Origin of the sequence: Pseudomonas libanensis (assembly GCF_001439685.1) — a bacterium.
Taxonomy (GTDB): Bacteria; Pseudomonadota; Gammaproteobacteria; order Pseudomonadales; family Pseudomonadaceae; genus Aquipseudomonas; species Aquipseudomonas libanensis.
In genome coordinates this window covers 346,575-369,294 of record NZ_JYLH01000003.1, presented here as the reverse complement: position 1 = coordinate 369,294, position 22,720 = coordinate 346,575, and the positions used below count along the sequence as shown (strand labels likewise).

Here is a 22,720-nt window from a genome sequence, read left to right as displayed (position 1 = left end):
CAGGCTACAGCGTCAGGGGTAGAGTGGCCGTCATTGCCTCTTAAACACATTCTTCCCTGGAGCGTCCCATGACTCAGTCCCAGACCGATCTACGCAACGGCCCTGACGCCAACGGCCTGTTTGGTGCATTCGGTGGTCGCTACGTCGCTGAAACCTTGATGCCGTTGATTCTCGAGCTGGCCCGTGAATACGAAGCGGCCAAGATTGATCCGGCGTTCAACGAAGAACTGGCCTACTTCCAGCGCGACTACGTCGGACGCCCCAGCCCGCTGTACTTTGCCGAACGCCTGACCGAGTTCTGTGGCGGCGCCAAGATCTACCTCAAGCGCGAAGAGCTGAACCACACCGGCGCGCACAAGATCAACAATTGTATTGGCCAGATCCTGCTGGCGCGGCGCATGGGCAAGAAGCGCATCATCGCCGAGACCGGCGCCGGCATGCACGGCGTGGCAACCGCAACCGTGGCGGCGCGCTTTGGCCTGCAATGCGTGATCTACATGGGCACCACCGACATCGAGCGCCAGCAGGCCAACGTGTTCCGCATGAAGCTGCTGGGCGCCGAAGTAATTCCGGTGGTCGCCGGCACCGGCACTCTGAAAGATGCGATGAACGAAGCCCTGCGTGATTGGGTAACCAACGTCGACAGCACCTTCTACCTGATCGGCACCGTGGCAGGCCCACACCCTTACCCGGCGATGGTGCGCGACTTCCAGGCCGTGATCGGCAAGGAAACCCGTACCCAGCTGCAAGCCCAGGAAGGCCGCCTGCCGGACAGCCTGGTGGCGTGCATCGGCGGCGGTTCCAACGCCATGGGCCTGTTCCACCCGTTCCTGGATGACACCAGCGTCGAGATCATCGGTGTTGAAGCCGCAGGCCATGGCATCGAAACCGGCAAGCACGCCGCCAGCCTCAATGGTGGCGTACCGGGCGTGCTGCACGGCAACCGCACCTTCCTGCTGCAGGACGACGACGGCCAGATCATCGACGCCCACTCGATTTCCGCCGGCCTCGACTACCCCGGCATCGGCCCTGAGCACGCCTGGTTGCATGATATCGGCCGCGTCCAGTACACCTCGGTGACTGACGACGAAGCCTTGGACGCCTTCCACAAATGCTGCCGTCTCGAAGGGATTATTCCTGCACTGGAAAGCGCCCACGCCCTGGCAGAAGTATTCAAGCGGGCACCGACCTTGCCGAAGGATCACCTGATGGTGGTCAACCTGTCCGGCCGTGGCGACAAAGACATGCAGACCGTGATGCACCACATGGAACAGTCTCAGCAGGAGAAACACTAAATGAGCCGCCTGCACACCCGCTTCGCGCAACTCAAGGAACAAAACCGCGCTGCCCTGGTGACTTTCGTCACCGCCGGCGACCCGGGTTATGACACCTCGCTGGCGATCCTCAAAGGCCTGCCGGCCGCCGGCGCCGATGTAATCGAGCTGGGCATGCCCTTCACTGACCCGATGGCTGACGGCCCGGCCATTCAACTGGCCAATATCCGTGCGCTGACCGCTAAACAGAACCTGGCGAAAACCCTGCAAATGGTCCGCGAGTTCCGCCAGGACAATAACGACACCCCGCTGGTGTTGATGGGCTACTTCAACCCGATTCACAAATATGGCGTGCCGCAATTCATTGCCGATGCCAAGGCAGCTGGAGTCGACGGCCTGATCGTGGTCGACATGCCGCCTGAGCATAACGGCGAGCTGTGCGACCCGGCCCAGGCCGCTGGCATCGATTTTATCCGCCTGACCACCCCGACCACCGATGACGTACGCCTGCCTACCGTGCTCAACGGCAGCTCCGGCTTTGTCTATTACGTGTCGGTGGCCGGTGTGACCGGTGCCGGTGCCGCCACCCTGGAGCACGTCGAAGAAGCCGTGAACCGCCTGCGTCGCCATACCGACCTGCCGATCAGCATCGGCTTTGGCATCCGCACGCCTGACCAGGCAGCAGCCATTGCGCGTCTGGCCGACGGTGTGGTGGTGGGGTCGGCGCTGATTGATCACATCGCCAGCGCCGAGAATGACCAGCAAGCCATTGATGGGGTATTGAGCTTGTGTGCGGCGCTGTCGGAAGGTGTGCGTAACGCTCGCAAGTAAAATTCTTCCAGCCGAGCGCCTCTCGGCTGATCAGCTAGGCTTCAAGGGAGGCGGGCATGTCGCCCGCCTCCTTTTAACGCGCTTCATGCCCTTTGCCGTCTAACCACCCTCGCAGGCCACGCAGTCCTTGCCCCCGGTCGTTAAGTTAGCCGCATCAGAAGTCATCTTTGTCTCTTCAGGAGCACATCATGGCATTTGATCTCGTCACCCCTTCAGACCGCCGTCATTCAACATTACAAAAAGGTTTCAACCTGCGCTGGCCGCTCGGCAACGTGCAGGGCCAGTCCTCGCCCAATGGCGCCAACCTGATCTACCTCTGTCACAGCTCGCAAGACATCATAGACGCCGCCGCGCAGGCATTGGCCCAACCCAACGGACGCATTACCGTGCGCAGCGGGGGGCATTGCTACGAAGGTTTTGTCGCCAACAAGATGCCCGACAGCCCCGATGAGGTGCTGTCGATCCTGGATATCAGTGCGCTGAACCGAGTGGTCTACGACGCTGCCGGGCAAATCGGTTCCGATCTGGACCCCGACGCAACTGAACGCTATAGCTTTCGCCTGGAAGCCGGTGCCCAAAACTGGGATGTCTACGTGGCGTTATACAAACTGGCCAACAAGACCCTGCCAGGGGGGTCGTGCTATTCGGTGGGCCTGGGCGGGCACATTTGCGGGGGCGGCTATGGGCTGTTGTCACGCAAATACGGACTGGTGTGTGACTGGCTGAGCGGCGTGGATATCCTGGTGCCCGATAGCGAAGGTAAGGGCCTTGTATCGCGCCATGTCTGCCGGGACAGCATCGGCCACGAACTGGACTTGTTCGCCGCGTGCTGCGGTGCAGGTGGCGGACAGTTCGGTATCATCACCAGTTATTACTTCAAGGACCTGCCTGCTGCACCGAAGGAAGTGCTGTGGCTGGTGTTGGAATGGGACTGGTCAGTACTGACCAAACCCGCACTCGACAACCTGCTGGTCGCCTATCAGTCATGGTTTGCCAACAATCAAGACAACCCGGACACTTGGGGGCTGGCGACCAAGCTCGAGATGCGCCACCGACACACGGGCAACGTTACCTTGGGCATTCACTATGTGGACAAGGATGGCGAACTGAACGACCGGGTGCCCTTCGATGACTTTGTCAGCAGGATGCTTACAGCCATTGGCCTTCCCGCTACAGAGTCGCTGGTGCCGTTTCATGTCATCCATCTGCCGCCCGGCACCGCCACCGGTCGTACCATCGACTCAGTCCCAGCGGCGAAGGCAGCCGAGCAGCGCCTGGATTGGCTGGTGTGCCAACAGACGTTGAATGGCTCAGGGGACAACCAGCGGGGGCGCTATAAGTCGGCTTACCAAAAGGGTTCATTCACCTCGCAGGTACTAGACGCCATCTGGACCACACTGAACTGGCCAGACCCAGGCAAACACCTGACGCAAAGCCTTATCCAGATCCAGTCTTTCGGCGGCCAGATCAATGCCGTCAGTGACGCAGTCCGTGATCAATCGTCGGCCGCGCAGCGCGCCTCATACCTCAAGTGGCAACCGCAATGTTACTGGCGCGATGACAGCCCCGTCGCGGACAAAGCTCATGCGGACTGGATCCGGGGGCTGTACATCAACGCGTTCGCCGATGATCAAGGCGTACCGGTCAACAACGAGTTCGAAGGTTGCTACATCAACTACCCCGATCTCGACATGACCTACATCGGAGGCGTCCCGGCCATTGATAAGAAAAATCCTGATTGGTACAAGATCTTTTTTCCCAAGCCGTACATCAAAGACCGCTTGTTGCGCACCAAGCAGCACTGGGACCGGCACAATATTTTCCGTAACGAAATGTCGGTGCCGTGCGACTCAAAAAAAGGGCGACCCTAAGGTCGCCCCATTCACAGCTCGATCCGCTCGACTCTGCCTACGAGCAATATGTAGGAAAGCGCACCAAGCAATGCCAGTACCGCAATATAGGTAATCGCCGGCGCAAACGAATCGCCGCTGGCCAGAAAGCCAATCACGATAGGCGTGGCAATCGCTGCCAGGTTACCGATGAAGTTGAACACGCCCCCGGTCAGCCCCAGCAACCGCGCAGGCGCCAGGGTCGACACCAATGACCAGGTGATCGATGCCAGGCCATTGCCGAAAAACGCTACCGCCAGGAACGCGATGACCCACGCTGTGGAGTCCACGTAGTTGGCGCCGATGATCGCCGTAGAAATCAGCAGGCCGCTGATGATCGGCAGCTTGCGCGCAAAGCCCACCGAGGCTCCACGGCGAATCAGCCAGTCGGAAAACACCCCCGAACACAGCACGCCCACAAACGCGGCGAGGAACGGCAATGATGCCAGCAAGCCTGACTGGATGAAGTCCATGCCGCGATACTTCACCAGGTACGTCGGGAACCAGGTCAGGAAGAACCACAGCGTGGAGTTCAGGCAGAACTGGCCCAGGTAGATGCCCCAGAGTTTGCGCTTGCTCAGTACGATACCCAGGTCGACCCAACTGAAGGGCGCCTTGGCGGTTTGTGCCTGCATGTCCACCAGGCCGCCGCCATCACGGATCAACTGGATTTCAGCCGCATTGGCGCCCTTGAAATCCTTCGGCTCACGGTACACCGCGTACCAGATCGCCGCCCACAGGATGCCGACGCCCCCAGTGACGACAAACACCATGTGCCAGCCGTATTGGTGTTGCAGCCAGGCCAGGACCGGCGTGAGGAACGCAAGGCCAACGAATTGCCCGGAGGTGTAGACGCCAATCGCGGTCGCGCGCTCGCGCTCAGGGAACCAGGTGGTGACCACACGACTGTTGATCGGATAGGCCGGTGCTTCCAGTGCGCCCACCGCCATGCGCAACACGAACAGCGCGATGAAGCTGGCGGCGAAACCGAGCATGACGGTGGCAATCGACCACAGCAGCAGGGCGACCGTATAGAGAATACGCGGCGGCACGCGGTCTACCAGCCAGCCGCCCGGGATTTGCATGGCTGCGTAAGTCCAGCCGAACGCCGAGAAAATCAGCCCGACCTGCACCGGGTCGATGCCCAGGTCGCTGGTCAGCGCCGGGGCGGCAATCGACAGGTTGCTGCGGTCGAGGTAGTTGATCACCACCGTAATGAACAGCAGCACCATGATGAAGTAGCGCTTTCTGCTGGGCGTCACTAAAGAAGCCTGGCCGGTGAGGGATTCAGGGTGCATGGGGTTGCCTCTTCTTATGTTTATTGAGGATAGGGCTTACTGAAGGAACCGGATCAAATGTGGGAGGGGGCTTGCCCCCGATGGCTGAGTGTCAGTCGACATCTCCGGTGGCAGATTTACCGCTATCGGGAGCAAGTCGAATCGTCGCACCGCCCCTCCCACATTTTTGAACCGCAGTTGCGTCAGTCAGAAATCACCACTCGGCAAAGCTGCCATCGGCATGACGCCAGATCGGGTTGCGCCAACGATGGCCGATAGCCGCACGCTCAATCACATATTCCTCGTTGATCTCGATGCCAAGGCCCGGCCCGTTCGGAATCTTCACAAAGCCCTGGTCATAGTCGAATACGCCCGGGTCACGCACGTAGTCGAGCAGGTCATTGCTCTCGTTGTAGTGAATGCCCAGGCTCTGCTCCTGGATAAACGCGTTGTAGCAAACCGCATCCAACTGCAGGCATGCCGCCAACGCGATTGGGCCGAGCGGGCAATGCAGGGCCAAGGCCACGTCGTAGGCTTCGGCCATGTTGGCAATCTTGCGAGTCTCGGTAATACCGCCCGCGTGAGAGGCGTCCGGCTGGATGATGTCGACATAACCTTCGCTGAGTACGCGCTTGAAGTCCCAACGCGAGAACAGGCGCTCGCCCAAGGCAATCGGCGTACTGGTCAGCGGTGCCAGTTCTTTCAACGCCTCGTAGTTTTCACTGAGCACCGGCTCTTCGATGAACATCAGCTTGTACGGATCGAGCTCTTTCATCAGCACTTTGGCCATCGGCTTGTGCACACGGCCATGGAAGTCGACGCCGATACCCACGTTAGGGCCGACTGCATCGCGTACGGCCGCGACGTTGGCCAGGGCCAGGTCGACTTTTTCGAAACTGTCGACGAACTGCAACTCCTCGGTGCCGTTCATTTTTACCGCGGTGAAACCACGGGCCACGGCGTCTTTGGCGGCGCGGGCGGTGTCGGCAGGGCGGTCGCCGCCGATCCACGAATACACGCGGATCCTGTCGCGCACCTGGCCACCCAGCAGATCGCTGACCGAGACGCCGAGGGCCTTGCCCTTGATATCCCACAGCGCCTGGTCGATGCCGGCGAGGGCGCTCATGTGTACGGCACCGCCACGGTAGAAGCCGCCGCGATAGAGCACGGTCCAGATGTCTTCGATATTGCGTGGGTCTTTGCCGATCAGGTAGTCGGACAGTTCTTCGACAGCGGCCGCGACGGTGTGAGCGCGGCCTTCGACCACAGGCTCACCCCAGCCAGTCACACCCTGGTCGGTTTCGACCTTGAGGAAGCACCAGCGCGGCGGGACGATAAAGGTCGTCAGTTTGGTGATTTTCATCTCTTGTCTCTCTTATAGATGCAGCGCCTGTAGGCGCGGAACTTGATATCAGCTCAGGGCTTTCCAGGCGGCGACATAAGCCTGGGCATGGCTCGCGACCTGATCCACTGTCATTCCCGGCTTGAACAGCCCGGAACCCAACCCAAACCCCTTGGCGCCGGCGTCGATGAACACCTGCATGTTGTCCGGGGTAATGCCGCCCACCGGCAGCAACAAGGTGTCCGCCGGCAGTACCGCCAGCCATGCCTTGATCACTGCCGGGCCGACTTGCTCGGCCGGGAACAGCTTCAATACATCGGCGCCTTCGGCCAATGCAGCGAACGCTTCGTTGGGCGTCGCTACCCCTGGTGACAGGTACAAACCCTTTGCCTTGGCGACACGCAAGACCTTGGCATCGCTATGAGGCATGACGATTACCTGGCCACCCGCAGCCTTGACCTGCTCGACCTGTTCCGGCGTCAACACCGTGCCGGCGCCGATCAGGCAATCGGCGGGCAGGCTGTCGCGCAGTGTGCGGATGCTGGTGTACGGGTCGGGCGAATTGAGCGGGACTTCGATCACACGAAAACCCGCGTCGTACAGCACCTTACCGATAGCCTGGGCTTCATCCGGGCGTATGCCGCGCAGGATTGCGATCAAACCGTTTTGCGCGAGTGCTTGCTTGAGCATGTCAGGCCTCCGTTACAGGTTGAATGAGCCCAGCCGCCACGGCCAATTGCCACAGGCCGCGTTCGGTGGCTTCCTGCGCCAGGCTCACATGGGCAAAACCGCAAAGGGCGAGGGCGCGTTGATAGCGGGCGCAGAGGGGGGCCGCGCCCACCAGGATGATTGGTTTGTGTTTGGCGCTGTCTGGCAAGCCGGCGAGTTCGTGGCCGATCAGCAGGCCGGAGAGGTAGTCGGGCTGCTGCTCGGGCGCCAGTTCAGCGGTCAGCCCCAGGGTGCGGGCACTGAACAGCGTCGACAGCACGCCACGCTCGCTGTCTTTTGAAAGCGCCACCTGCACACCGCGATCGAACGCCACGGCCTGGAATTGCTCGCACGGTTGCTGGGTGCGGCCCAGGATGCTGTGCTTGCTCAATACCGCAAACAGTTCGCCGGTCATGAAAGTGTCGAAATGGGTAATGCGACCTTCGACCACCTCGACCCATTTGGAATGGCTGCCAGGCAACCCAATCAGCACCTGGGCCCCAAGGCCTTGCAGCACGCCGAGCACCTGGGTTTCTTCGCCGCGCATCACATTGGGCAGGCCAACCTGTTCGATTACCCCCGGCACGATATGCACATCCATCCCGCGCAAGCTACGCACGCAGTGCAGCGCCTGGCCGAGGCTGGCGACGTCCACAGGGGTACTGCGATAAGCCGCCTCGCTCCAACCCTGGGCGCTGCCGACCATGCCGCAGGCGATCACCGGCAGGCTCGGCTGGGCGTCGAGCCAATCGCCGCAGGCGTCATCGAACGCCAACTCAAAACCGTCAGCACAGTCAACGCCGGCGATCTTCCGGGGTTCGCTGGGCAAATGCATGATGCCCAAGGCCAGCGAGCGTTGTTCCAGCACCACACCTGCGGAGCCGAGTTTGTAAGCACGAAGGGAGCTGGTCCCCCAATCGAGCGCGATCAATTGCGCCTGCATCGCTTCACCTGAAATGAGTGGGTGCTGAAAAAAGCAGATGGGCGAATATAAACCTACGACCAGTGATATCTCAATATATAAATATCAATCCCATATAGTGAGACAAGACAAGATAAGTCCTACAGCTCTCCCGGATTTCTGCGACAGAGACGCAAGGCTTTATCTGATAAGGAAGGTTAAAAAATCGACAAATCCAACTCGCGCATGGCACCCATCCAAATCGCGTAGTCGGTGTGGTCCTTCAAGTCATCGCCGGTTTCAGGGTGCAGGAACACCACCAAACCATTGCGGTGCAGCGCCAGCCACGGCAACACCACACCAATGTATTCCGGCTCGAACGCCAGCTGGCAGCTCCAATCCGGGTGCGGGCCCACCGGCTTCTCGTGCACACGGCCCATGCGCAGGGGAAACAGCCTGGCCGCGTCTTCACATAGGGTACGGGCCTGTTCGATAGTGCTGGCATCGAAGTAGATGTGGGCGTGGTAGCCCTTGATACGTTGCATGACGGACTCCGGATCCAATATGCGCCGATCCTAGACCGCAATCGATGGCAGGGCCAGCCCGGTCAACGACTGCGCACTGCTGGCCTGTTCAGCGACCAGCCACTCGACAAAGCGCTCGACCAACTGCCCCCGGCGTTTGCGCTGGGGTTGCACCACGTAATAGCCAAACCGCGAGGTCACGGTGTCGCTGATCGGTCGACACAGCCAGTTTTGCTCCAGCAGGTTATCCACCAGGTGGCGCCAGCCGATGGCCACACCCTGGCCGGCAATCGCGGCCTGGATCAGCAAGGTGTGGTTGTCGAAACGCAACTGACCAGGGGTCGGCGCGGCCGTGATACCCAGTTCACGGAACACCCCGCTCCAGTCGAACCACCGGCTGTTGTTTTCCTGGCGCAGGTGCAACAACGGGCAATCTTGCAAGGCCTGCACGGTCAGCGGTGCTGCCTGGTCCTTGAGCCATTGCGGACTGCACACCGGGAACACTTCCTCGTTGAACAACCACAGGCTGTCGCCCTGCTTGAAGCGGCCATCGCCGAACAACACCGCCACATCGATATCGCTGCGCAGGGTGGCGTGGTTGCGCTCACTGGTCACCAGGCTGACATCCACCTGCGGGTTGGCCTGGTGGAAGCGGTGCAGGCGCGGCATCAGCCAATAGGCAGCGAAGGCGAAGTCGGTGGCCACTTGCAGCACTTCATGCTGGTCTTGCTGGGAAATGGCGCCGAGGCCCTGGTTGATGCTCTGCAAGCCGCTTTGCACATGCTCGAACAGCAACGCGCCGGCGTCGGTCAGTTCGATACCGCGATAAATGCGGTCAAACAGGCGGATCGCCAATTGCTCTTCAAGACGCTTGATCTGCTGGCTGACGGCCGGTTGAGTAGTGCCCAGCTCCATCGCGGCGGCGGTGAAACTACGATGCCGCGCTGCCGCTTCAAAGGCACGCAGCAGGTCGAGAGAGAGGTTACCCAGCGCGTTATACATAAGCTCAACTTATCCTAGACATTGCTTTGCATGGGCTTTACCCCATGTTTAATGGGCCGCATGCTCATTCGCATAAATACCGCCTATGGAATGCTGAGAAACCATGAAGCGCAAGAACATTCTTTTCATCATGGCCGATCAAATGGCCGCGCCAATGCTGCCGTTCTACGGGCCGTCCCCGATCAAGTTGCCCAACCTCAGCCGCCTCGCCGCTCAAGGCGTGGTGTTCGATGCTGCCTATTGCAATAGCCCGTTATGCGCGCCGTCGCGCTTCACCCTGGTCAGCGGCCAGTTGCCGAGCAAGATCGGCGCCTACGACAACGCCGCCGACTTCCCCGCCGATGTGCCGACCTATGCCCACTACCTGCGGCGCCTCGGCTACCGCACCGCGCTGTCGGGAAAGATGCACTTCTGCGGCCCCGACCAATTGCACGGCTACGAAGAGCGCCTGACCAGCGACATCTACCCCGCCGACTATGGCTGGGCAGTGAACTGGGATGAACCGGACGTACGCCCCACCTGGTACCACAACATGTCCTCGGTGCTGCAAGCCGGCCCGTGTGTGCGCACCAACCAGCTGGATTTCGACGAAGAGGTGGTGTTCAAGGCCCAGCAGTACCTGTTCGATCATATTCGCGAGGACGGCGACCAGCCGTTCTGCCTGACCGTGTCGATGACCCATCCCCACGACCCCTACACCATTCCCAAGCCGTTCTGGGATCTGTACGACGACGCCGACATCCCTTTGCCTGCAACGCCGGCGCAAGGAGATTTGGATCCACACTCCCAACGGCTACTCAAGGTCTATGACTTGTGGGACAAACCGCTGCCTATGGACAAGATCCGCGATGCGCGCCGCGCCTACTTCGGGGCGTGCAGCTACATCGACAGCAACGTCGGCAAGCTCCTGCAAACCCTGGAAGACACCGGCCTGGCCGAGGACACCCTCATCATCTTCTCCGGCGACCACGGCGATATGCTCGGCGAACGCGGCCTCTGGTACAAAATGCACTGGTTCGAAATGGCCGCCCGCGTACCGCTGCTGATCAGTGCGCCGGGGCAGTTCGCCGCTGGCCGCGTCACTCAGGCCGTGTCCACCGCTGACCTGTTGCCGACCCTGGTAGAACTGGCCGGCGGCGAACTGGACCCTCGCCTGCCACTGGACGGCCGTTCGCTGGTCCCACACTTGCAGGGGCAGGGCGGGCACGACGAAGTGTTTGGCGAATACATGGCCGAAGGCACTATCAGCCCGTTGATGATGATCCGCCGGGGCGCCTACAAATTCATCTACAGCGAAGACGATCCTTGTCTACTGTTCGATGTGCACAACGACCCGCACGAGCGGGAGAACCTCAGCGAGTCACCGGAACACCGGGTGTTGTTCGAAGCGTTTTTGCGTGAAGCGCGGGCTAAATGGGACATACCGGCGATCCATCAGCAGGTGCTCGCCAGTCAACGCCGTCGTCGCCTGGTGTTCGAGGCGCTGACCCAAGGCAAGCTGAAGAGCTGGGACCACCAGCCACTGGTGGACGCCAGTCAGCAGTACATGCGCAACCATATCGACCTCGACGACCTGGAGCGCAAGGCACGTTATCCACAACCCTGCCAAAACCAATAAATAAACAGAGGGAAGGCCATGCAAAAGTTGACTGTGGTGCTAAGCGTAGCGGTACTCGCCTTAAGCAGCGCCCATGTGTACGCGGACGCCCGTTGTGAAGCGGTAAAAATGGCCGATCCGGGCTGGAGCGACATTGCCGCCACCAACGCCATCACGGGTTTCCTGCTGATGGGCATGGGCTACAAGCCCAAGGTCGACACCCTGGCGGTGCCGATTATCTTTGGCGGGCTCAAGGACGGCCAGGTGGACGCGTTCATGGGTAATTGGATGCCCGCGCAGCAGGGCTTCTATGACAAGTTCGTGGCCAACGGCGAGGTGGTGCAGTTGGCGAAAAACCTCGAGGGCACCGAGTTCACCCTCGCCGTGCCGGATTATGTATGGGACGCCGGGGTGCATGACTTTTCAGACCTGAACAAGTTTGCCGACAAGTTCGACAAGAAAATCTACGGCATCGGCTCTGGCGCGCCAGCGAATATCTCGCTGCAGGAGATCATCAAGAAAAATGACTTTGATCTCGGCCAGTGGAAGCTGATCGAATCCAGCGAACAGGCGATGCTCGCCGAAGTCTCGCGGGCGGTGAAGAGACAGCGTTTCGTCACCTTCCTCGGCTGGACTCCACACCCGATGAACGTGCAGTTGAAAATGCGTTACCTCAAGGGCGGCGAAAAGTACTTTGGCGACACCGGCAGCGTGTATACCTTGACCCGCAAGGGTTACGCACAAGCCTGCCCGAATGTGGGAAAACTGCTCACCAACCTGAGTTTTACCCAGGAGATGGAGAACAGCATCATGGCTGAGGTGGCCAATAACAAGGTCAGCAATGCCGAGGCGGCAAAGGCGTGGATCAAGGCCAACCCGGCGGTGCTGGACAAGTGGCTCGACGGCGTGAAAACCATCGATGGCCAGGATGCATTACCGGCGGTAAAAGCCAAACTCTAAGAGGCGCCGCGATCCAAATGTGGGAGGGGGCTTGCCCCCGATGACGGCCTATCAGCTATGAATGTATGGGCTGAAACACCGCTATCGGGAGCAAGCCCCCTCCCACAAGGAGCCGGTGTGTACTGATACCCTGAGTCAAACCTTTTCAGCCGAGTTATAAATGCCCCGGCCCAACCGCCATACACTCTTCCCCTTCCTCAGCTGGCTCCCGCGCCAAACCCGCGCCAGCGTCGGCCGGGATGCGATCGTCGGCCTCAGTGGCGCCGTGCTTGCCCTGCCGCAGTCGATTGCCTACGCACTGATCGCCGGCCTGCCACCGGAATACGGGCTCTATGCCGCGATCATCCCGGTATTGATCGCCTGTCTGTGGGGCTCATCCTGGCACCTGATTTGCGGGCCTACGGCAGCCATTTCCATTGTGCTTTATGCCAGCATCAGCCCATTGGCCGTGCCAGGTTCCCAGGACTACATCACCCTCATCCTGTTGCTGACCTTCCTCGCCGGGGTATTCCAGTGGCTGCTCGGCTTGCTGCGCTTCGGCGCGCTGGTGAATTTTGTCTCCCATTCGGTGGTGCTGGGTTTCACCCTGGGCGCGGCCGTGGTCATCGCCCTGGGGCAGTTGCCCAATCTGATGGGGCTGGATTTGCCGAGCCAGGCCACAGCCATCAATAGCCTGCTGACGCTGATCGACCATGGCGCAGAATGGGACCACGCGTCCCTCGCCCTTGGGCTTGGCACTTTACTGGCCGGTGCATTACTCAAGTATCTGGTGCCAAGCTGGCCAACGCTGCTGATCGCCCTGGCCCTAGGCAGCCTTGCGGTATGGCTGTGGCCGGCACTGTTCGGGCATGTGGCGCTGGTCAGTGCATTTATCGGCAAGCTGCCGCCGTTCAGCCCGTTGCCGATGGACCTGGACCTGGTGTTACGCTTGCTGCCCAGCGCCGTAGCGGTGGGGATGTTGGGGTTGGTGACCAGCCTGTCGATTGCCCGTTCGCTGTCAGCCCGCTCGCAACAGTTGCTCGACGCCAACCAGGAAGTGCGCGCCCAGGGTTTATCCAACATCGTCGGCGGATTTTTCTCCGGTTACCTGTCGGCGGGCTCCTTCACCCGCTCGGGCCTCAGCTACGAGGCGGGCGCCTGCTCGCCGTTGGCGGGGGTGTTTTCCGCCCTCTGGGTGGCGTTATTCGCGTTATTTGGCGCAGCGTTGATCGCGCATATCCCGATCCCGAGCATGGCGGCGAGCATCCTGCTGATTTGCTGGGGCCTGATAGACCACCGGGGCATTCGAGCATTATTCCGAGTCAGTCGCGCCGAATTCGTGGTGATGAGCCTGACGTGTGTCGCCACCTTGCTGCTGGAACTGCAAACGGCCATTTATGCGGGGGTGCTGGCGTCGCTGTTTTTCTACCTCAAGCGCACCTCGCAACCACGGGTTCAGCAATGGCGCGACGGTGAGGAGGATGTGTTGCGGGTGGGCGGCTCGATCTTTTTTGGTGCCAGCCATTACCTGCAAGTGCGACTGCAAAGCCTGCAGGGCGAGCGGGTGGTGATCGAGGCGCAGCAGATCAACTTTATCGACTATTCCGGGGTGGAGATGCTGCATCAGGAGGCGCGGCGGTTGGCGGGGTTGGGCCGTAGCTTGACGTTGCGTGGGGCCAGGCCGCAGGTGGTTGAGGAATTGATGAAGCTGGAGGGGTCGGATAACTGCCCCCTCCATTTCGAAGACTAAACCCGATCAACTGTGGGAGCTGGCTTGCCTGCGATAGCGGTGGATCAGCCAGCACATGGGTAACTGACCTATTGCTATCGCAGGCAAGCCAGCTCCCACATTAATTGTGCCCACATCAGCGTGTGGGATCAGGCCAATTGACGGCGCAGTTCGGCTAACACCGGCGCCGAATCCGGGCGCACGCCGCGCCACAGGAAGAAGGCTTCGGCCGCCTGTTCCACCAGCATGCCCAGGCCGTCCATTGCCACCGCTGCGCCGTGTTCCGTGGCCCAACGGCAAAATGCGGTGGGTTCCTTGGCGTACATCATGTCGTAGCAGAACGTCTTGCCCGGTTCGACCAGGCTGCCGGCAATCGGCGGTACATCGCCTGCCAGGCTGGCCGAGGTAGCGTTGATGATTACATCCACCGGCTCACGCAACCAGTCGAAACCACTGGCAGACACCGGGCCCAGGTCATCGAACAGCTCAGCGAGCAGCTCGGCCTTTTCCACGGTGCGGTTGGCAATGATCAACGATGAGGGTTGCTGCGCCAGCAACGGCTCCAGTGCACCGCGCACCGCACCGCCGGCACCCAGCAACAGGATGCGCTTGCCATGCAGGTTAAGCCCTGCGTTCACCGTCAGGTCGCGCACCAGGCCGGCGCCGTCGGTGTTGTCGCCCAGCAATGTGCCGTCAGTCAATTTGCTCAGGGTGTTCACCGCCCCGGCGCGCTGGGCACGCTCGGTCAAGGTGTTGGCCAGACGGTAGGCTTCTTCCTTGAAGGGTACGGTCACGTTGGCGCCACGGCCCTGTTGGAAAAACTCACGGGCGCAATGGGTAAAACCCTCCAGCGGCGCGAGCAAGGTGCTGTAGTCCAGTTGTTCGCCGGTCTGCTCGGCGAACATACGGTGAATCAGCGGCGATTTGCTATGGCCGATGGGGTTGCCGAACACGACATAACGATCCATCACACCGCCGCCTTGGGCGCGACGGCGCCGAGCCAATCGCGGTCTTGCAGGAAATAGTCGGTAAGGCGCGCTTCTTCGCTGCCGACCTCGGCCTTCCAGTCATAGCTCCAACGTACCTGGGGTGGCAGCGACATCAGGATCGACTCGGTGCGCCCACCCGATTGCAGGCCAAACAAGGTGCCACGGTCATAGACCAGGTTGAACTCAACGTAGCGGCCGCGGCGGAACTCCTGGAACTGGCGCTGCTGCTCGGTATAGGCCATAGCCTTGCGGCGCTGCACAATCGGCAGGTAAGCGTCGATATAGGCATCGCCGATGGCGCGAATGAAGGCAAAGCAGGTGTCGAAGCCCCACTCGTTCAAGTCATCGAAGAACAGGCCGCCGATACCACGAGGCTCATTGCGATGCTTGATGTGGAAGTAGGTGTCGCACCAGGCTTTGTAGCGCGAGTACACGTCCGGGCCAAACGGCGCACAGGCCTGCTCGGCCACGCGGTGCCAGTGGACGCAATCTTCTTCATTGCCGTAGTACGGGGTGAGGTCAAAGCCGCCACCAAACCACCACACCGGTTCTTCGCCGTCTTTTTCTGCGATGAAAAAGCGCACGTTGGCGTGGGAAGTCGGTACATGCGGGTTGTGCGGATGGATCACCAACGACACGCCCAGGGCCTCGAAGCCGCGACCGGCCAGCTCAGGGCGATGGGCGCTGGCCGACGGTGGCAGGCCACTGCCAAACACGTGGGAAAAGTTGACGCCGCCCTTTTCGATCACCGCACCGTTCTCGATCACACGGGTGCGACCGCCGCCCCCGGCAGGCCGGGTCCAGGCGTCTTCGATAAAGCGAGTGTCCGTCTCGAAGGTTTCCAGGGCGCTGCAAATGCGATCTTGCAGGTCAAGCAGGTAGGCTTTAACAGCCTCGGTGCGGGTAGTCATGGCATCACCTTGAATCGGGCAAAGCTACGCGAGGCCATTGGGCGTCGGCGGCAAATGGGCGCACAGGATACCACTGCATTCCATTGCGCCGCAGTTGACGAAGGTCAAGCTTAGGAGTGGGATAGGGGGCTACGCGAATGCAACCTCAGGAGAAATGCAAATGGCCAAACGTATCCAGTTCAGCGCCCATGGCGGCCCCGAAGTTCTCGAATATGTGGACTACACGCCGGCGGAGCCTGGCCCGCAGCAGGTTCGCGTGCGTAACGAGGCGATCGGCCTGAACTTCATCGATACCTATTTGCGCAGTGGCCTCTACGCACCGCCCGCCCTGCCATCGGGCCTGGGCGCGGAAGGCGCCGGTGTGGTGGATGCCGTTGGCAGTGAAGTCACCCAGTTCAAGGTCGGCGACCGCGTTGCCTACGGCAGCGGCCCGCTGGGGGCCTACAGCGAGTTGCATGTGCTGCCCGCCGCAAACCTGGTGCACTTGCCGGAGGACATCAGCTTTGAACAGGCCGCCGGCGCTATGCTCAAGGGCCTGACCGTGCAGTACCTGCTGCGCCAGACCTACGAGCTGAAAGGCGGCGAGACTATCCTGTTTCACGCCGCTGCCGGTGGCGTCGGTTCCTTGGCCTGCCAATGGGCCAAGGCCCTGGGTGTGAAGTTGATTGGTACGGTCAGCTCCCCGGAAAAGGCCGCCCTGGCCAAATCCCTCGGTGCCTGGGAAACCATCGACTACAGCAAGGAAAACGTCGCACAACGCGTTCTGGAATTAACTGACGGCAAGAAGTGCCCAGTGGTGTACGACGGCGTCGGCAAGGATACCTGGCTGGCCTCCCTGGACAGCACGGCGCCAAGGGGTTTGGTCGTAAGCTTTGGCAACGCGTCAGGCGCGGTAGATGGCGTGAACCTGGGCATCCTGTCGGCCAAGGGCTCGCTGTACGTAACCCGGCCGACGCTGGCGACCTATGCCAGCAACCCGCAGGCCTTGCAGGCGATGGCGGATGACCTGTTTTCGATGATAAAAAGCGGCAAGGTGCGCATTGATATCAACCAGCGGTTTTCGTTGGCGGATGCAGCCAAGGCGCAGACAGAGTTGTCGGGGCGCCGTACGACCGGCTCAACAATCCTGTTGCCATAAGCGAGTCATCGCGGGCAAGCCCACCCCCACATTTGATCTGTGTCCGTCATGACAACGCGGCCAACATGTGGGAGGGGGCTTGCCCACGATGGCCGCACCTCGGTCTTAGGAGGGCCGCACCACATCCCCCGTCACCAGGTCACGAATCAGGCTCGGGTTCTTGCGCCCACCCAGGGCGCCACCCAACACCAGGTCCAGTTGCCCGCGGAAATACTGCTCCACGCGAATCCGCGTGCGTGCCGCCGGACGACCTTGAGGATTGGCCGACGTGGAAATCAGCGGCCCGACCTGCGCGCACAAATCCCGCACCAACGGGTGGTCCGTGACCCGCAAGGCCACCGTGTCATGCATGCCTGTGACCCATTCCGGCAGCAAGTCCTGATGGGGCACCAGCCAGGTGTTAGGTCCAGGCCAGGTGCTGGCCATGCGTTCGATCCAGGTGTCCGGGAAGTCTTCAAACAGAAAGTCGAACTGACGGATATTGTCCGCCACCAGGATCAGGCCCTTGTCCACTGACCGGTTCTTGATCGCCAGCAGCCGATCCACCGCTTCTTCATTCCACGGGTCGCAGCCCAGGCCCCAGACCGCTTCGGTCGGATAGGCAATCACCGCGCCTGCGCGAATTTCCCGTGCGGCTTCCAGCACACGCCACCTGTTGACCATTGTTTACTCTCCGAACTAAAGCTCTGGGCAGTTTACCGATCTTCGTTACAAAACCCAGCTCCAAAGAACTGACGGCTACAAAAGCTGGCAACGCGCAAGCCAGCGTCCGCTTTCGCAGGTCACCTGGCCCTCAAGCTCCAGTTCCGTAAGGGCTGCCAGCACGTGAGACAACGGCCGACCGCTGGCAATCGCCAGGGCTTCGCTGCTATGCGGCGCCGCATGCAAAAGCGCTACCAGTGGGTGAATAACCGGCAGCGGCGCGGGACGCGACACCGCTTGCCAACCGCGCAAGCCTTCAAGAATGTGTTCGATGGTTTCCACCAGCACTGCGCCATCGCGAATCAGCTGATGACAGCCCTTGGCCCCGGGATGATGGATGGAACCCGGGATCGCATACACCTCACGCCCTTGTTCCGCCGCCAGCCGCGCAGTGATCAGCGAACCGCTGGCCATGCTGGCTTCCACCACCAGGACGCCCAGCGAGAGCCCGCTGATAATCCGATTGCGCCGTGGGAAATTGCCGGCCTGAGGCGGCGCATCCAGCGGAAACTCGGAAACCACCGCGCTGCCCTGGGCAATCATTGCCGCCGCAAGCTTACGATGGCGCTGTGGATAAAAATTTTCCAGGCCCGTGCCGAGCACGCCGATTGTATGGCCGCCCACATCCAGTGCCGCCTGATGCGCCGCGCCGTCTATGCCCAATGCGAGACCGCTGGTGATGACAAAACCGGCGCTCGCCAGGCTGCGGGAAAACGCAGCGGCCGTGTCCATTCCCGGGCGCGACGCCCGCCGACTACCGACCATGGCCAACTGGGGTTTTTCCAGAATGCCTGGATTACCCGCGACAAATAACAGCGGCGGCGCGTCATCGATCTGGGCGAGCAGTGCAGGGTAGTCAGGCTGGTCCCACATCAGCAAATGCTGGGCCGGGTGGCCCAGCCACGCCAACGCCTCACTGGCGCCGTCACGAATTTGCGGGCTACGCCGGGCATCAGCACTGATGGCGGGCAAGCCGAGGGAACGCCAGGCACTGGCAGGAGCACTGATGGCCTTGGAGGCACAGCCGAAGGCTTCAATCAACGTATGAAAACGCTTCGGGCCCAGTTCCGGCAGCCTGTGCAAGCGTAGCCGGGCTTCCAGTTCTGCCGGAGAGATTTCACTACTGTTTATCGGATTCATTTGATCATCCTTGACCGGAACAAGCTGTGGATAACTCTGTTGGTAACTTATTTAGCAGGCTATTTATTGTGATTGTTGAGCGACCTCAAAACGGTCCCTTATCGCCAGGGCGCGTGAAGCACTGAGCACCAGGGCATAACTGAGCTTTTCATAGGTGCGAAAGACCTGCAGGGTGCCGGCCCGCTCATCGGGAAGTCGGGTCGGCACGCCCGTAAGGGCGTCTCGCACAGTGGCGCCAGTCTTGATCACCGTGAGCAATTGGCCTTCTACCAGGCCATCGCGACGTCCCTTGTTCAGGGTCACGGCATCCAGCACGCCGAACTGAGTGATGCCCCTGGGAATATCGATAATTTGCCCTTCGATGAAGGGAGCTGATTTGGCTGCTTGCAGGTTGGCCAGCTCGACAGGCGGTTCGGCACGGAGCAAACGGTCGCCCGGGCGGATTTCCTGGGTCACCCTCTGTACCGTCAAGGTGGTGAGGTTGTCGGCGAGCAAAAAGCGCGCGGTGCCGATGTCATTGGCGTTGATTCCCAGTAGCTCCTGGGTGTCAGGGTCGATGTAGGCCTTGCCCCGACGAAAGATCCCATAGCTGGGCTGGGCCGGGTCCAAGCTACCGCGAGCATGTATACGCTCGCCGTTGGCGCCCAGCACACGACCGCCTTGTACCGCGACAATGTAAGGTGCGTTGTCCAGGTCCTGGGGTGAATCGAGAATACGGTTATGCAGCAGGAAGTGCTGGATAGCCTGTTGCGGCACCTGGCCCAGGCGCTCGGTGGGCTGCGCAATCAGTGCCGTGGCAAGCGGGGCCCATAGCAGCAAGACGAGTAGCGATTTCCTCATGGGGTCAATCTCCTTTATTATGTGCGTTCGCGTGAAATGTCATGGCCTTCGCGGCTTCCGAGCGTTTCACACCGGCCGTGTGGGTCCATCCCACCGCCGATTGGTCTCTACCTCACATGTGCAGCAATTACGCTTATGGCTATTTTGAACATCCTCGAATTTCCCGACTCGCGCCTGCGCACGATCGCCAAGCCGGTGGCCGTAGTGGACGACAAGGTTCGTCAGTTGGTCGATGACATGTTTGAAACAATGTATGAAGCCCCGGGCATCGGCCTCGCCGCCACCCAGGTCAACGTGCATCTGCGCGTCGTAGTCATGGACCTGTCGGAAGATCGCAGCGAGCCTCGGGTATACATCAACCCCGAGTTCGAACCGCTGACCGAAGAGATGGGCGAATACCAGGAAGGCTGCCTGTCGGTGCCGGAGTTCTACGAGAACGTCGAACGCCCGCTGCGCGTGAAGATCAAGGCCCTGGACCGTGATGGCAAGCCGTTCGAACTGGTTGCCGAAGGCCTGTTGGCGGTATGCATCCAGCATGAATGCGACCACCTCAACGGCAAGCTGTTTGTCGATTACCTGTCCACGCTCAAGCGTGACCGGATCAAGAAAAAGCTGGAAAAAAAGCATCGCCAGCAAGCTTGATACCCTTCTTCCAAAGGCTTGCTGCGGCAAGCCTTTTTCTTTTGTGACTGCTTTTAACCGAGAACGCCCATGACCGAGCCATTGCGCATTGTTTTTGCCGGCACCCCTGAATTCGCCGCCGAACACCTCAAGGCGCTGCTTGCCAGCCCTTATGACATCGTCGCGGTGTACACCCAGCCGGATCGACCGGCCGGTCGTGGGCAAAAACTGATGCCGAGCGCGGTGAAGCAATTGGCACTGGAGCACAATATCCCAGTGCTGCAGCCACCGACCTTGCGCAATGCCGAGGCCCAGGCCGAAATGGCCGCGCTGAAACCGGACCTGCTGGTGGTGGTGGCCTACGGCTTGATCCTGCCCCAGGCGGTGCTGGATATCCCGCGCCTGGGTTGCATCAACAGTCATGCTTCACTGCTGCCACGCTGGCGCGGTGCGGCGCCGATTCAACGCGCCGTTGAAGCCGGCGACAGCGAGAGCGGCGTGACCGTGATGCGCATGGAAGCCGGCCTGGACACCGGGCCGATGCTGCTCAAGGTCACCACGCCGATCACCGCCCAAGACACCGGCGGCAGCCTGCATGACCGCTTGGCTGAACTGGGCCCGCCCGCCGTGATCCAGGCCATCGCAGGCCTTGCGGCCGGCACCCTGCAAGGCGAAATCCAGGACGACAGCCTGGCCACCTACGCCCACAAGCTGAACAAGGACGAAGCGCGCATCGACTGGAGCCGCCCGGCCGTGGAACTGGAGCGCCTGGTCCGTGCCTTCAACCCATGGCCGATCTGCCACAGCACTTTGAACGGCGAAGCCTTGAAAGTGTTGGCCGCGACCCTGGCCGATGGCAAAGGCACTCCCGGCGAAATCATCGGCGCCAGCAAAGATGGTCTGCTGGTGGCTTGTGGCGAACAGGCGCTGTGCCTGACTCGCCTGCAATTGCCCGGCGGCAAAGCGCTGAACTTCAGCGATTTGTTCAACAGTCGCCGTGAGAAATTTGCCCTGGGCACCATCCTTGGGGTGGCCGCTCAATGAACCCACGTCTGGCCGCCGCCAAGGCTCTCGCTGCTGTCCTCAACGGCAAGGCTTCGCTGAACAGCTCACTGCCAACCCAGCTGGATAAAGTCGAAGACCGCGACCGCGGCTTCACCCAGGACCTGGCCTTTGGCACCGCCCGTTGGCAGCCTCGGTTGTCTGCGCTGGCGGCAAAGCTGCTGCAAAAACCGTTCAAAGCCGCGGACGCTGACGTCGAGGCGCTGTTGCTGGTGGGCCTCTACCAGTTGCTCTATACCCGAGTGCCGGCCCACGCCGCCATTGGGGAAACCGTCGGTTGCGCCGACAAACTGAAAAAGCCTTGGGCCAAGGCCCTGCTCAATGCCGTGCTGCGCCGCGCCCAGCGCGAGAGCGATGCGCTGCTGGCCGAGCTGGAGCATGATCCGGTGGTGCGCACCGCCCACCCGCGCTGGCTGCAAAAGTCCCTTAAAGCCTTTTGGCCTGAGCAATGGGAGGCTATCTGCGCGGCCAACAACGCACACCCGCCGATGATCCTGCGGGTCAACCGTCGTCACCACAGCCGTGATGCGTATCTGCAGTTGCTGGCCGACACCGACATCAACGCCACACCCTGCGCGTACAGCACCGACGGCATCGTGCTCGAAGCCGCCACCGATGTGCGCAGCCTGCCGGGCTTTGCCGAAGGCTGGATCAGCGTGCAGGACGAGGCCGCGCAATTGGCCGCCGACTTGCTCGACCTGGCGCCCGGCCAGCGTGTACTCGACGCCTGCTGCGCGCCGGGCGGTAAGACGTGCCACATTCTCGAAGTTGAAAAAGACCTGGCCGGGGTAGTGGCCGTGGATCTTGAAGCCAAGCGCCTTGTACGCGTACGAGAAAACCTCGCACGCCTGGGCCTGAGCGCCGACCTGATTGCCGCCGACGGCCGCGATACCGCAGCGTGGTGGGACGGCAAGCCATTCCAGCGCATCCTGCTGGACGCTCCTTGCTCGGCCACCGGCGTGATCCGCCGTCATCCGGACATCAAGCTGACCCGCCAGCCCGACGACATCGCCGCCCTGGCGGTGCTGCAAGGCGAACTGCTCGACGCGCTGTGGCCGACCCTGGAAGTCGGCGGCATCCTGCTTTACGCCACCTGCTCCACGCTACCCACCGAAAATACCGAGGTCATCCAGGCCTTCCTCGCCCGTACCAGCGGCGTGCGCGAGCTGGACCTGGCTACCAGCGCCGGTATCAAGCAGCCCCACGGCCGCCAACTGCTCGCGCAGGAAGGCGGGCACGATGGCTTCTACTACGCCAAACTGATCAAGATCGCCGCCGTGCGCGGCTGAATGGTTTTAAGGGAG

21 protein-coding genes are annotated in these 22,720 nt (G+C 61.1%); 10 read left to right on the top strand and 11 right to left on the bottom strand.

What is annotated here, in order from left to right; all coding sequences use genetic code 11:
• Positions 1 to 68: 68 nt before the first annotated feature.
• The 3 genes from trpB to TU73_RS07005 all read left to right on the top strand — a co-directional run bounded on the left by trpB (position 69) and on the right by TU73_RS07005 (position 3,976).
• Positions 69 to 1,295, top strand: coding sequence for a tryptophan synthase subunit beta (gene trpB / locus TU73_RS07015; protein WP_057011578.1), 1,227 nt, complete (start codon positions 69 to 71; stop codon positions 1,293 to 1,295).
• Positions 1,296 to 2,105, top strand: a complete 810-nt coding sequence (gene trpA, locus TU73_RS07010) for a tryptophan synthase subunit alpha (protein ID WP_057011577.1) — start codon at positions 1,296 to 1,298, stop codon at positions 2,103 to 2,105. It begins immediately after the preceding gene.
• A gap of 188 nt (positions 2,106 to 2,293) precedes the next feature.
• Positions 2,294 to 3,976: an FAD-binding oxidoreductase gene (locus TU73_RS07005; protein WP_057011576.1), complete on the top strand. Its 1,683-nt coding sequence runs from the start codon at positions 2,294 to 2,296 to the stop codon at positions 3,974 to 3,976.
• An 11-nt stretch (positions 3,977 to 3,987) separates the two neighbouring features.
• Here TU73_RS07005 and TU73_RS07000 read toward each other — a convergent pair whose 3' ends face one another.
• The 6 genes from TU73_RS07000 to TU73_RS06975 form a co-directional block, all read right to left on the bottom strand.
• A complete protein-coding gene (locus tag TU73_RS07000) occupies positions 3,988 to 5,292 on the bottom strand; it encodes an MFS transporter (RefSeq protein WP_057011575.1) in 1,305 nt (434 codons plus the stop codon).
• A gap of 193 nt (positions 5,293 to 5,485) precedes the next feature.
• The gene (gene dgoD / locus TU73_RS06995; RefSeq protein WP_057011574.1) at positions 5,486 to 6,634 is read right to left on the bottom strand and encodes a galactonate dehydratase; all 1,149 of its coding nucleotides are present in this window, start codon (positions 6,632 to 6,634) and stop codon (positions 5,486 to 5,488) included.
• Positions 6,635 to 6,682: 48 nt separating this feature from the next.
• Positions 6,683 to 7,303 carry a 2-dehydro-3-deoxy-6-phosphogalactonate aldolase gene (locus tag TU73_RS06990; protein WP_057011573.1) on the bottom strand — a complete coding sequence of 207 codons (621 nt, stop codon included), beginning with the start codon at positions 7,301 to 7,303 and terminating at the stop codon, positions 6,683 to 6,685.
• A gap of 1 nt (position 7,304) precedes the next feature.
• Positions 7,305 to 8,264 (bottom strand): 2-dehydro-3-deoxygalactonokinase, encoded by a 960-nt coding sequence (locus tag TU73_RS06985; protein ID WP_057011572.1) that lies wholly within the window; start codon positions 8,262 to 8,264, stop codon positions 7,305 to 7,307.
• Positions 8,265 to 8,440: 176 nt separating this feature from the next.
• Positions 8,441 to 8,767: a DOPA 4,5-dioxygenase family protein gene (locus tag TU73_RS06980; RefSeq protein ID WP_057011571.1), complete on the bottom strand. Its 327-nt coding sequence runs from the start codon at positions 8,765 to 8,767 to the stop codon at positions 8,441 to 8,443.
• A 30-nt stretch (positions 8,768 to 8,797) separates the two neighbouring features.
• Positions 8,798 to 9,748 (bottom strand): choline sulfate utilization transcriptional regulator, encoded by a 951-nt coding sequence (locus tag TU73_RS06975; RefSeq protein WP_057011570.1) that lies wholly within the window; start codon positions 9,746 to 9,748, stop codon positions 8,798 to 8,800.
• A gap of 103 nt (positions 9,749 to 9,851) precedes the next feature.
• Between TU73_RS06975 and betC the strand changes: the two genes are divergently transcribed.
• The 3 genes from betC (at position 9,852) to TU73_RS06960 (ending at position 14,034) form a co-directional block, all read left to right on the top strand.
• Positions 9,852 to 11,366 carry a choline-sulfatase gene (betC, locus tag TU73_RS06970; RefSeq protein ID WP_057011569.1) on the top strand — a complete coding sequence of 505 codons (1,515 nt, stop codon included), beginning with the start codon at positions 9,852 to 9,854 and terminating at the stop codon, positions 11,364 to 11,366.
• 18 nt (positions 11,367 to 11,384) lie between these two features.
• Positions 11,385 to 12,305, top strand: a complete 921-nt coding sequence (gene choX / locus TU73_RS06965) for a choline ABC transporter substrate-binding protein (protein ID WP_057011568.1) — start codon at positions 11,385 to 11,387, stop codon at positions 12,303 to 12,305.
• 160 nt (positions 12,306 to 12,465) lie between these two features.
• Positions 12,466 to 14,034: a SulP family inorganic anion transporter gene (locus TU73_RS06960; protein WP_057011567.1), complete on the top strand. Its 1,569-nt coding sequence runs from the start codon at positions 12,466 to 12,468 to the stop codon at positions 14,032 to 14,034.
• A gap of 128 nt (positions 14,035 to 14,162) precedes the next feature.
• Here TU73_RS06960 and aroE read toward each other — a convergent pair whose 3' ends face one another.
• Together aroE and hemF are read right to left on the bottom strand one after the other, a co-directional pair.
• Positions 14,163 to 14,981: a shikimate dehydrogenase gene (gene aroE, locus TU73_RS06955; protein WP_057011566.1), complete on the bottom strand. Its 819-nt coding sequence runs from the start codon at positions 14,979 to 14,981 to the stop codon at positions 14,163 to 14,165.
• A complete protein-coding gene (hemF, locus tag TU73_RS06950) occupies positions 14,981 to 15,913 on the bottom strand; it encodes an oxygen-dependent coproporphyrinogen oxidase (RefSeq protein ID WP_057011565.1) in 933 nt (310 codons plus the stop codon). The genes aroE and hemF overlap by 1 nt, the downstream gene beginning before the upstream one ends.
• A gap of 160 nt (positions 15,914 to 16,073) precedes the next feature.
• Between hemF and TU73_RS06945 the strand changes: the two genes are divergently transcribed.
• Complete coding sequence (locus TU73_RS06945; protein ID WP_057011564.1) at positions 16,074 to 17,051, top strand: NADPH:quinone reductase; 978 nt, start codon at positions 16,074 to 16,076, stop codon at positions 17,049 to 17,051.
• Between the two features lie 105 nt (positions 17,052 to 17,156).
• Here the strand turns inward: TU73_RS06945 and tsaC are convergent, their stop codons facing one another.
• From tsaC to TU73_RS06930, 3 genes are all read right to left on the bottom strand, one after another.
• On the bottom strand, positions 17,157 to 17,714 hold the full coding sequence (tsaC, locus tag TU73_RS06940) for an L-threonylcarbamoyladenylate synthase type 1 TsaC (protein ID WP_043048265.1): 558 nt from the start codon (positions 17,712 to 17,714) through the stop codon (positions 17,157 to 17,159).
• Positions 17,715 to 17,789: 75 nt separating this feature from the next.
• Entirely contained in the window at positions 17,790 to 18,893 is a 1,104-nt protein-coding gene (gene dprA / locus TU73_RS06935; protein ID WP_057011563.1) for a DNA-processing protein DprA, read from the bottom strand.
• A 63-nt stretch (positions 18,894 to 18,956) separates the two neighbouring features.
• Positions 18,957 to 19,733, bottom strand: a complete 777-nt coding sequence (locus tag TU73_RS06930) for a hypothetical protein (RefSeq protein WP_057011562.1) — start codon at positions 19,731 to 19,733, stop codon at positions 18,957 to 18,959.
• Positions 19,734 to 19,868: 135 nt separating this feature from the next.
• Here TU73_RS06930 and def point away from each other — a divergent pair, with 135 nt between their 5' ends.
• The 3 genes from def (at position 19,869) to rsmB (ending at position 22,705) form a co-directional block, all read left to right on the top strand.
• Positions 19,869 to 20,375 (top strand): peptide deformylase, encoded by a 507-nt coding sequence (def, locus tag TU73_RS06925; protein WP_020301426.1) that lies wholly within the window; start codon positions 19,869 to 19,871, stop codon positions 20,373 to 20,375.
• Between the two features lie 69 nt (positions 20,376 to 20,444).
• Positions 20,445 to 21,398 (top strand): methionyl-tRNA formyltransferase, encoded by a 954-nt coding sequence (fmt, locus tag TU73_RS06920; RefSeq protein ID WP_057011561.1) that lies wholly within the window; start codon positions 20,445 to 20,447, stop codon positions 21,396 to 21,398.
• Positions 21,395 to 22,705, top strand: coding sequence for a 16S rRNA (cytosine(967)-C(5))-methyltransferase RsmB (rsmB, locus tag TU73_RS06915; protein ID WP_057011560.1), 1,311 nt, complete (start codon positions 21,395 to 21,397; stop codon positions 22,703 to 22,705). The genes fmt and rsmB overlap by 4 nt, the downstream gene beginning before the upstream one ends.
• The last annotated feature ends 15 nt before the right edge of the window (positions 22,706 to 22,720 follow it).

Excerpts from the sequence above, each read along its gene's own strand:
- trpB (WP_057011578.1), top strand. The coding sequence starts at position 69 with ATGACTCAGTCCCAGACCGATCTACGCAACGGCCCTGACGCCAACGGC.
- trpA (WP_057011577.1), top strand. The coding sequence starts at position 1,296 with ATGAGCCGCCTGCACACCCGCTTCGCGCAACTCAAGGAACAAAACCGC.
- TU73_RS07005 (WP_057011576.1), top strand. The coding sequence starts at position 2,294 with ATGGCATTTGATCTCGTCACCCCTTCAGACCGCCGTCATTCAACATTA.
- TU73_RS07000 (WP_057011575.1), bottom strand. The coding sequence starts at position 5,292 with ATGCACCCTGAATCCCTCACCGGCCAGGCTTCTTTAGTGACGCCCAGC.
- dgoD (WP_057011574.1), bottom strand. The coding sequence starts at position 6,634 with ATGAAAATCACCAAACTGACGACCTTTATCGTCCCGCCGCGCTGGTGC.
- TU73_RS06990 (WP_057011573.1), bottom strand. The coding sequence starts at position 7,303 with ATGCTCAAGCAAGCACTCGCGCAAAACGGTTTGATCGCAATCCTGCGC.
- TU73_RS06985 (WP_057011572.1), bottom strand. The coding sequence starts at position 8,264 with ATGCAGGCGCAATTGATCGCGCTCGATTGGGGGACCAGCTCCCTTCGT.
- TU73_RS06980 (WP_057011571.1), bottom strand. The coding sequence starts at position 8,767 with ATGCAACGTATCAAGGGCTACCACGCCCACATCTACTTCGATGCCAGC.
- TU73_RS06975 (WP_057011570.1), bottom strand. The coding sequence starts at position 9,748 with ATGTATAACGCGCTGGGTAACCTCTCTCTCGACCTGCTGCGTGCCTTT.
- betC (WP_057011569.1), top strand. The coding sequence starts at position 9,852 with ATGAAGCGCAAGAACATTCTTTTCATCATGGCCGATCAAATGGCCGCG.
- choX (WP_057011568.1), top strand. The coding sequence starts at position 11,385 with ATGCAAAAGTTGACTGTGGTGCTAAGCGTAGCGGTACTCGCCTTAAGC.
- TU73_RS06960 (WP_057011567.1), top strand. The coding sequence starts at position 12,466 with ATGCCCCGGCCCAACCGCCATACACTCTTCCCCTTCCTCAGCTGGCTC.
- aroE (WP_057011566.1), bottom strand. The coding sequence starts at position 14,981 with ATGGATCGTTATGTCGTGTTCGGCAACCCCATCGGCCATAGCAAATCG.
- hemF (WP_057011565.1), bottom strand. The coding sequence starts at position 15,913 with ATGACTACCCGCACCGAGGCTGTTAAAGCCTACCTGCTTGACCTGCAA.
- TU73_RS06945 (WP_057011564.1), top strand. The coding sequence starts at position 16,074 with ATGGCCAAACGTATCCAGTTCAGCGCCCATGGCGGCCCCGAAGTTCTC.
- tsaC (WP_043048265.1), bottom strand. The coding sequence starts at position 17,714 with ATGGTCAACAGGTGGCGTGTGCTGGAAGCCGCACGGGAAATTCGCGCA.
- dprA (WP_057011563.1), bottom strand. The coding sequence starts at position 18,893 with ATGAATCCGATAAACAGTAGTGAAATCTCTCCGGCAGAACTGGAAGCC.
- TU73_RS06930 (WP_057011562.1), bottom strand. The coding sequence starts at position 19,733 with ATGAGGAAATCGCTACTCGTCTTGCTGCTATGGGCCCCGCTTGCCACG.
- def (WP_020301426.1), top strand. The coding sequence starts at position 19,869 with ATGGCTATTTTGAACATCCTCGAATTTCCCGACTCGCGCCTGCGCACG.
- fmt (WP_057011561.1), top strand. The coding sequence starts at position 20,445 with ATGACCGAGCCATTGCGCATTGTTTTTGCCGGCACCCCTGAATTCGCC.
- rsmB (WP_057011560.1), top strand. The coding sequence starts at position 21,395 with ATGAACCCACGTCTGGCCGCCGCCAAGGCTCTCGCTGCTGTCCTCAAC.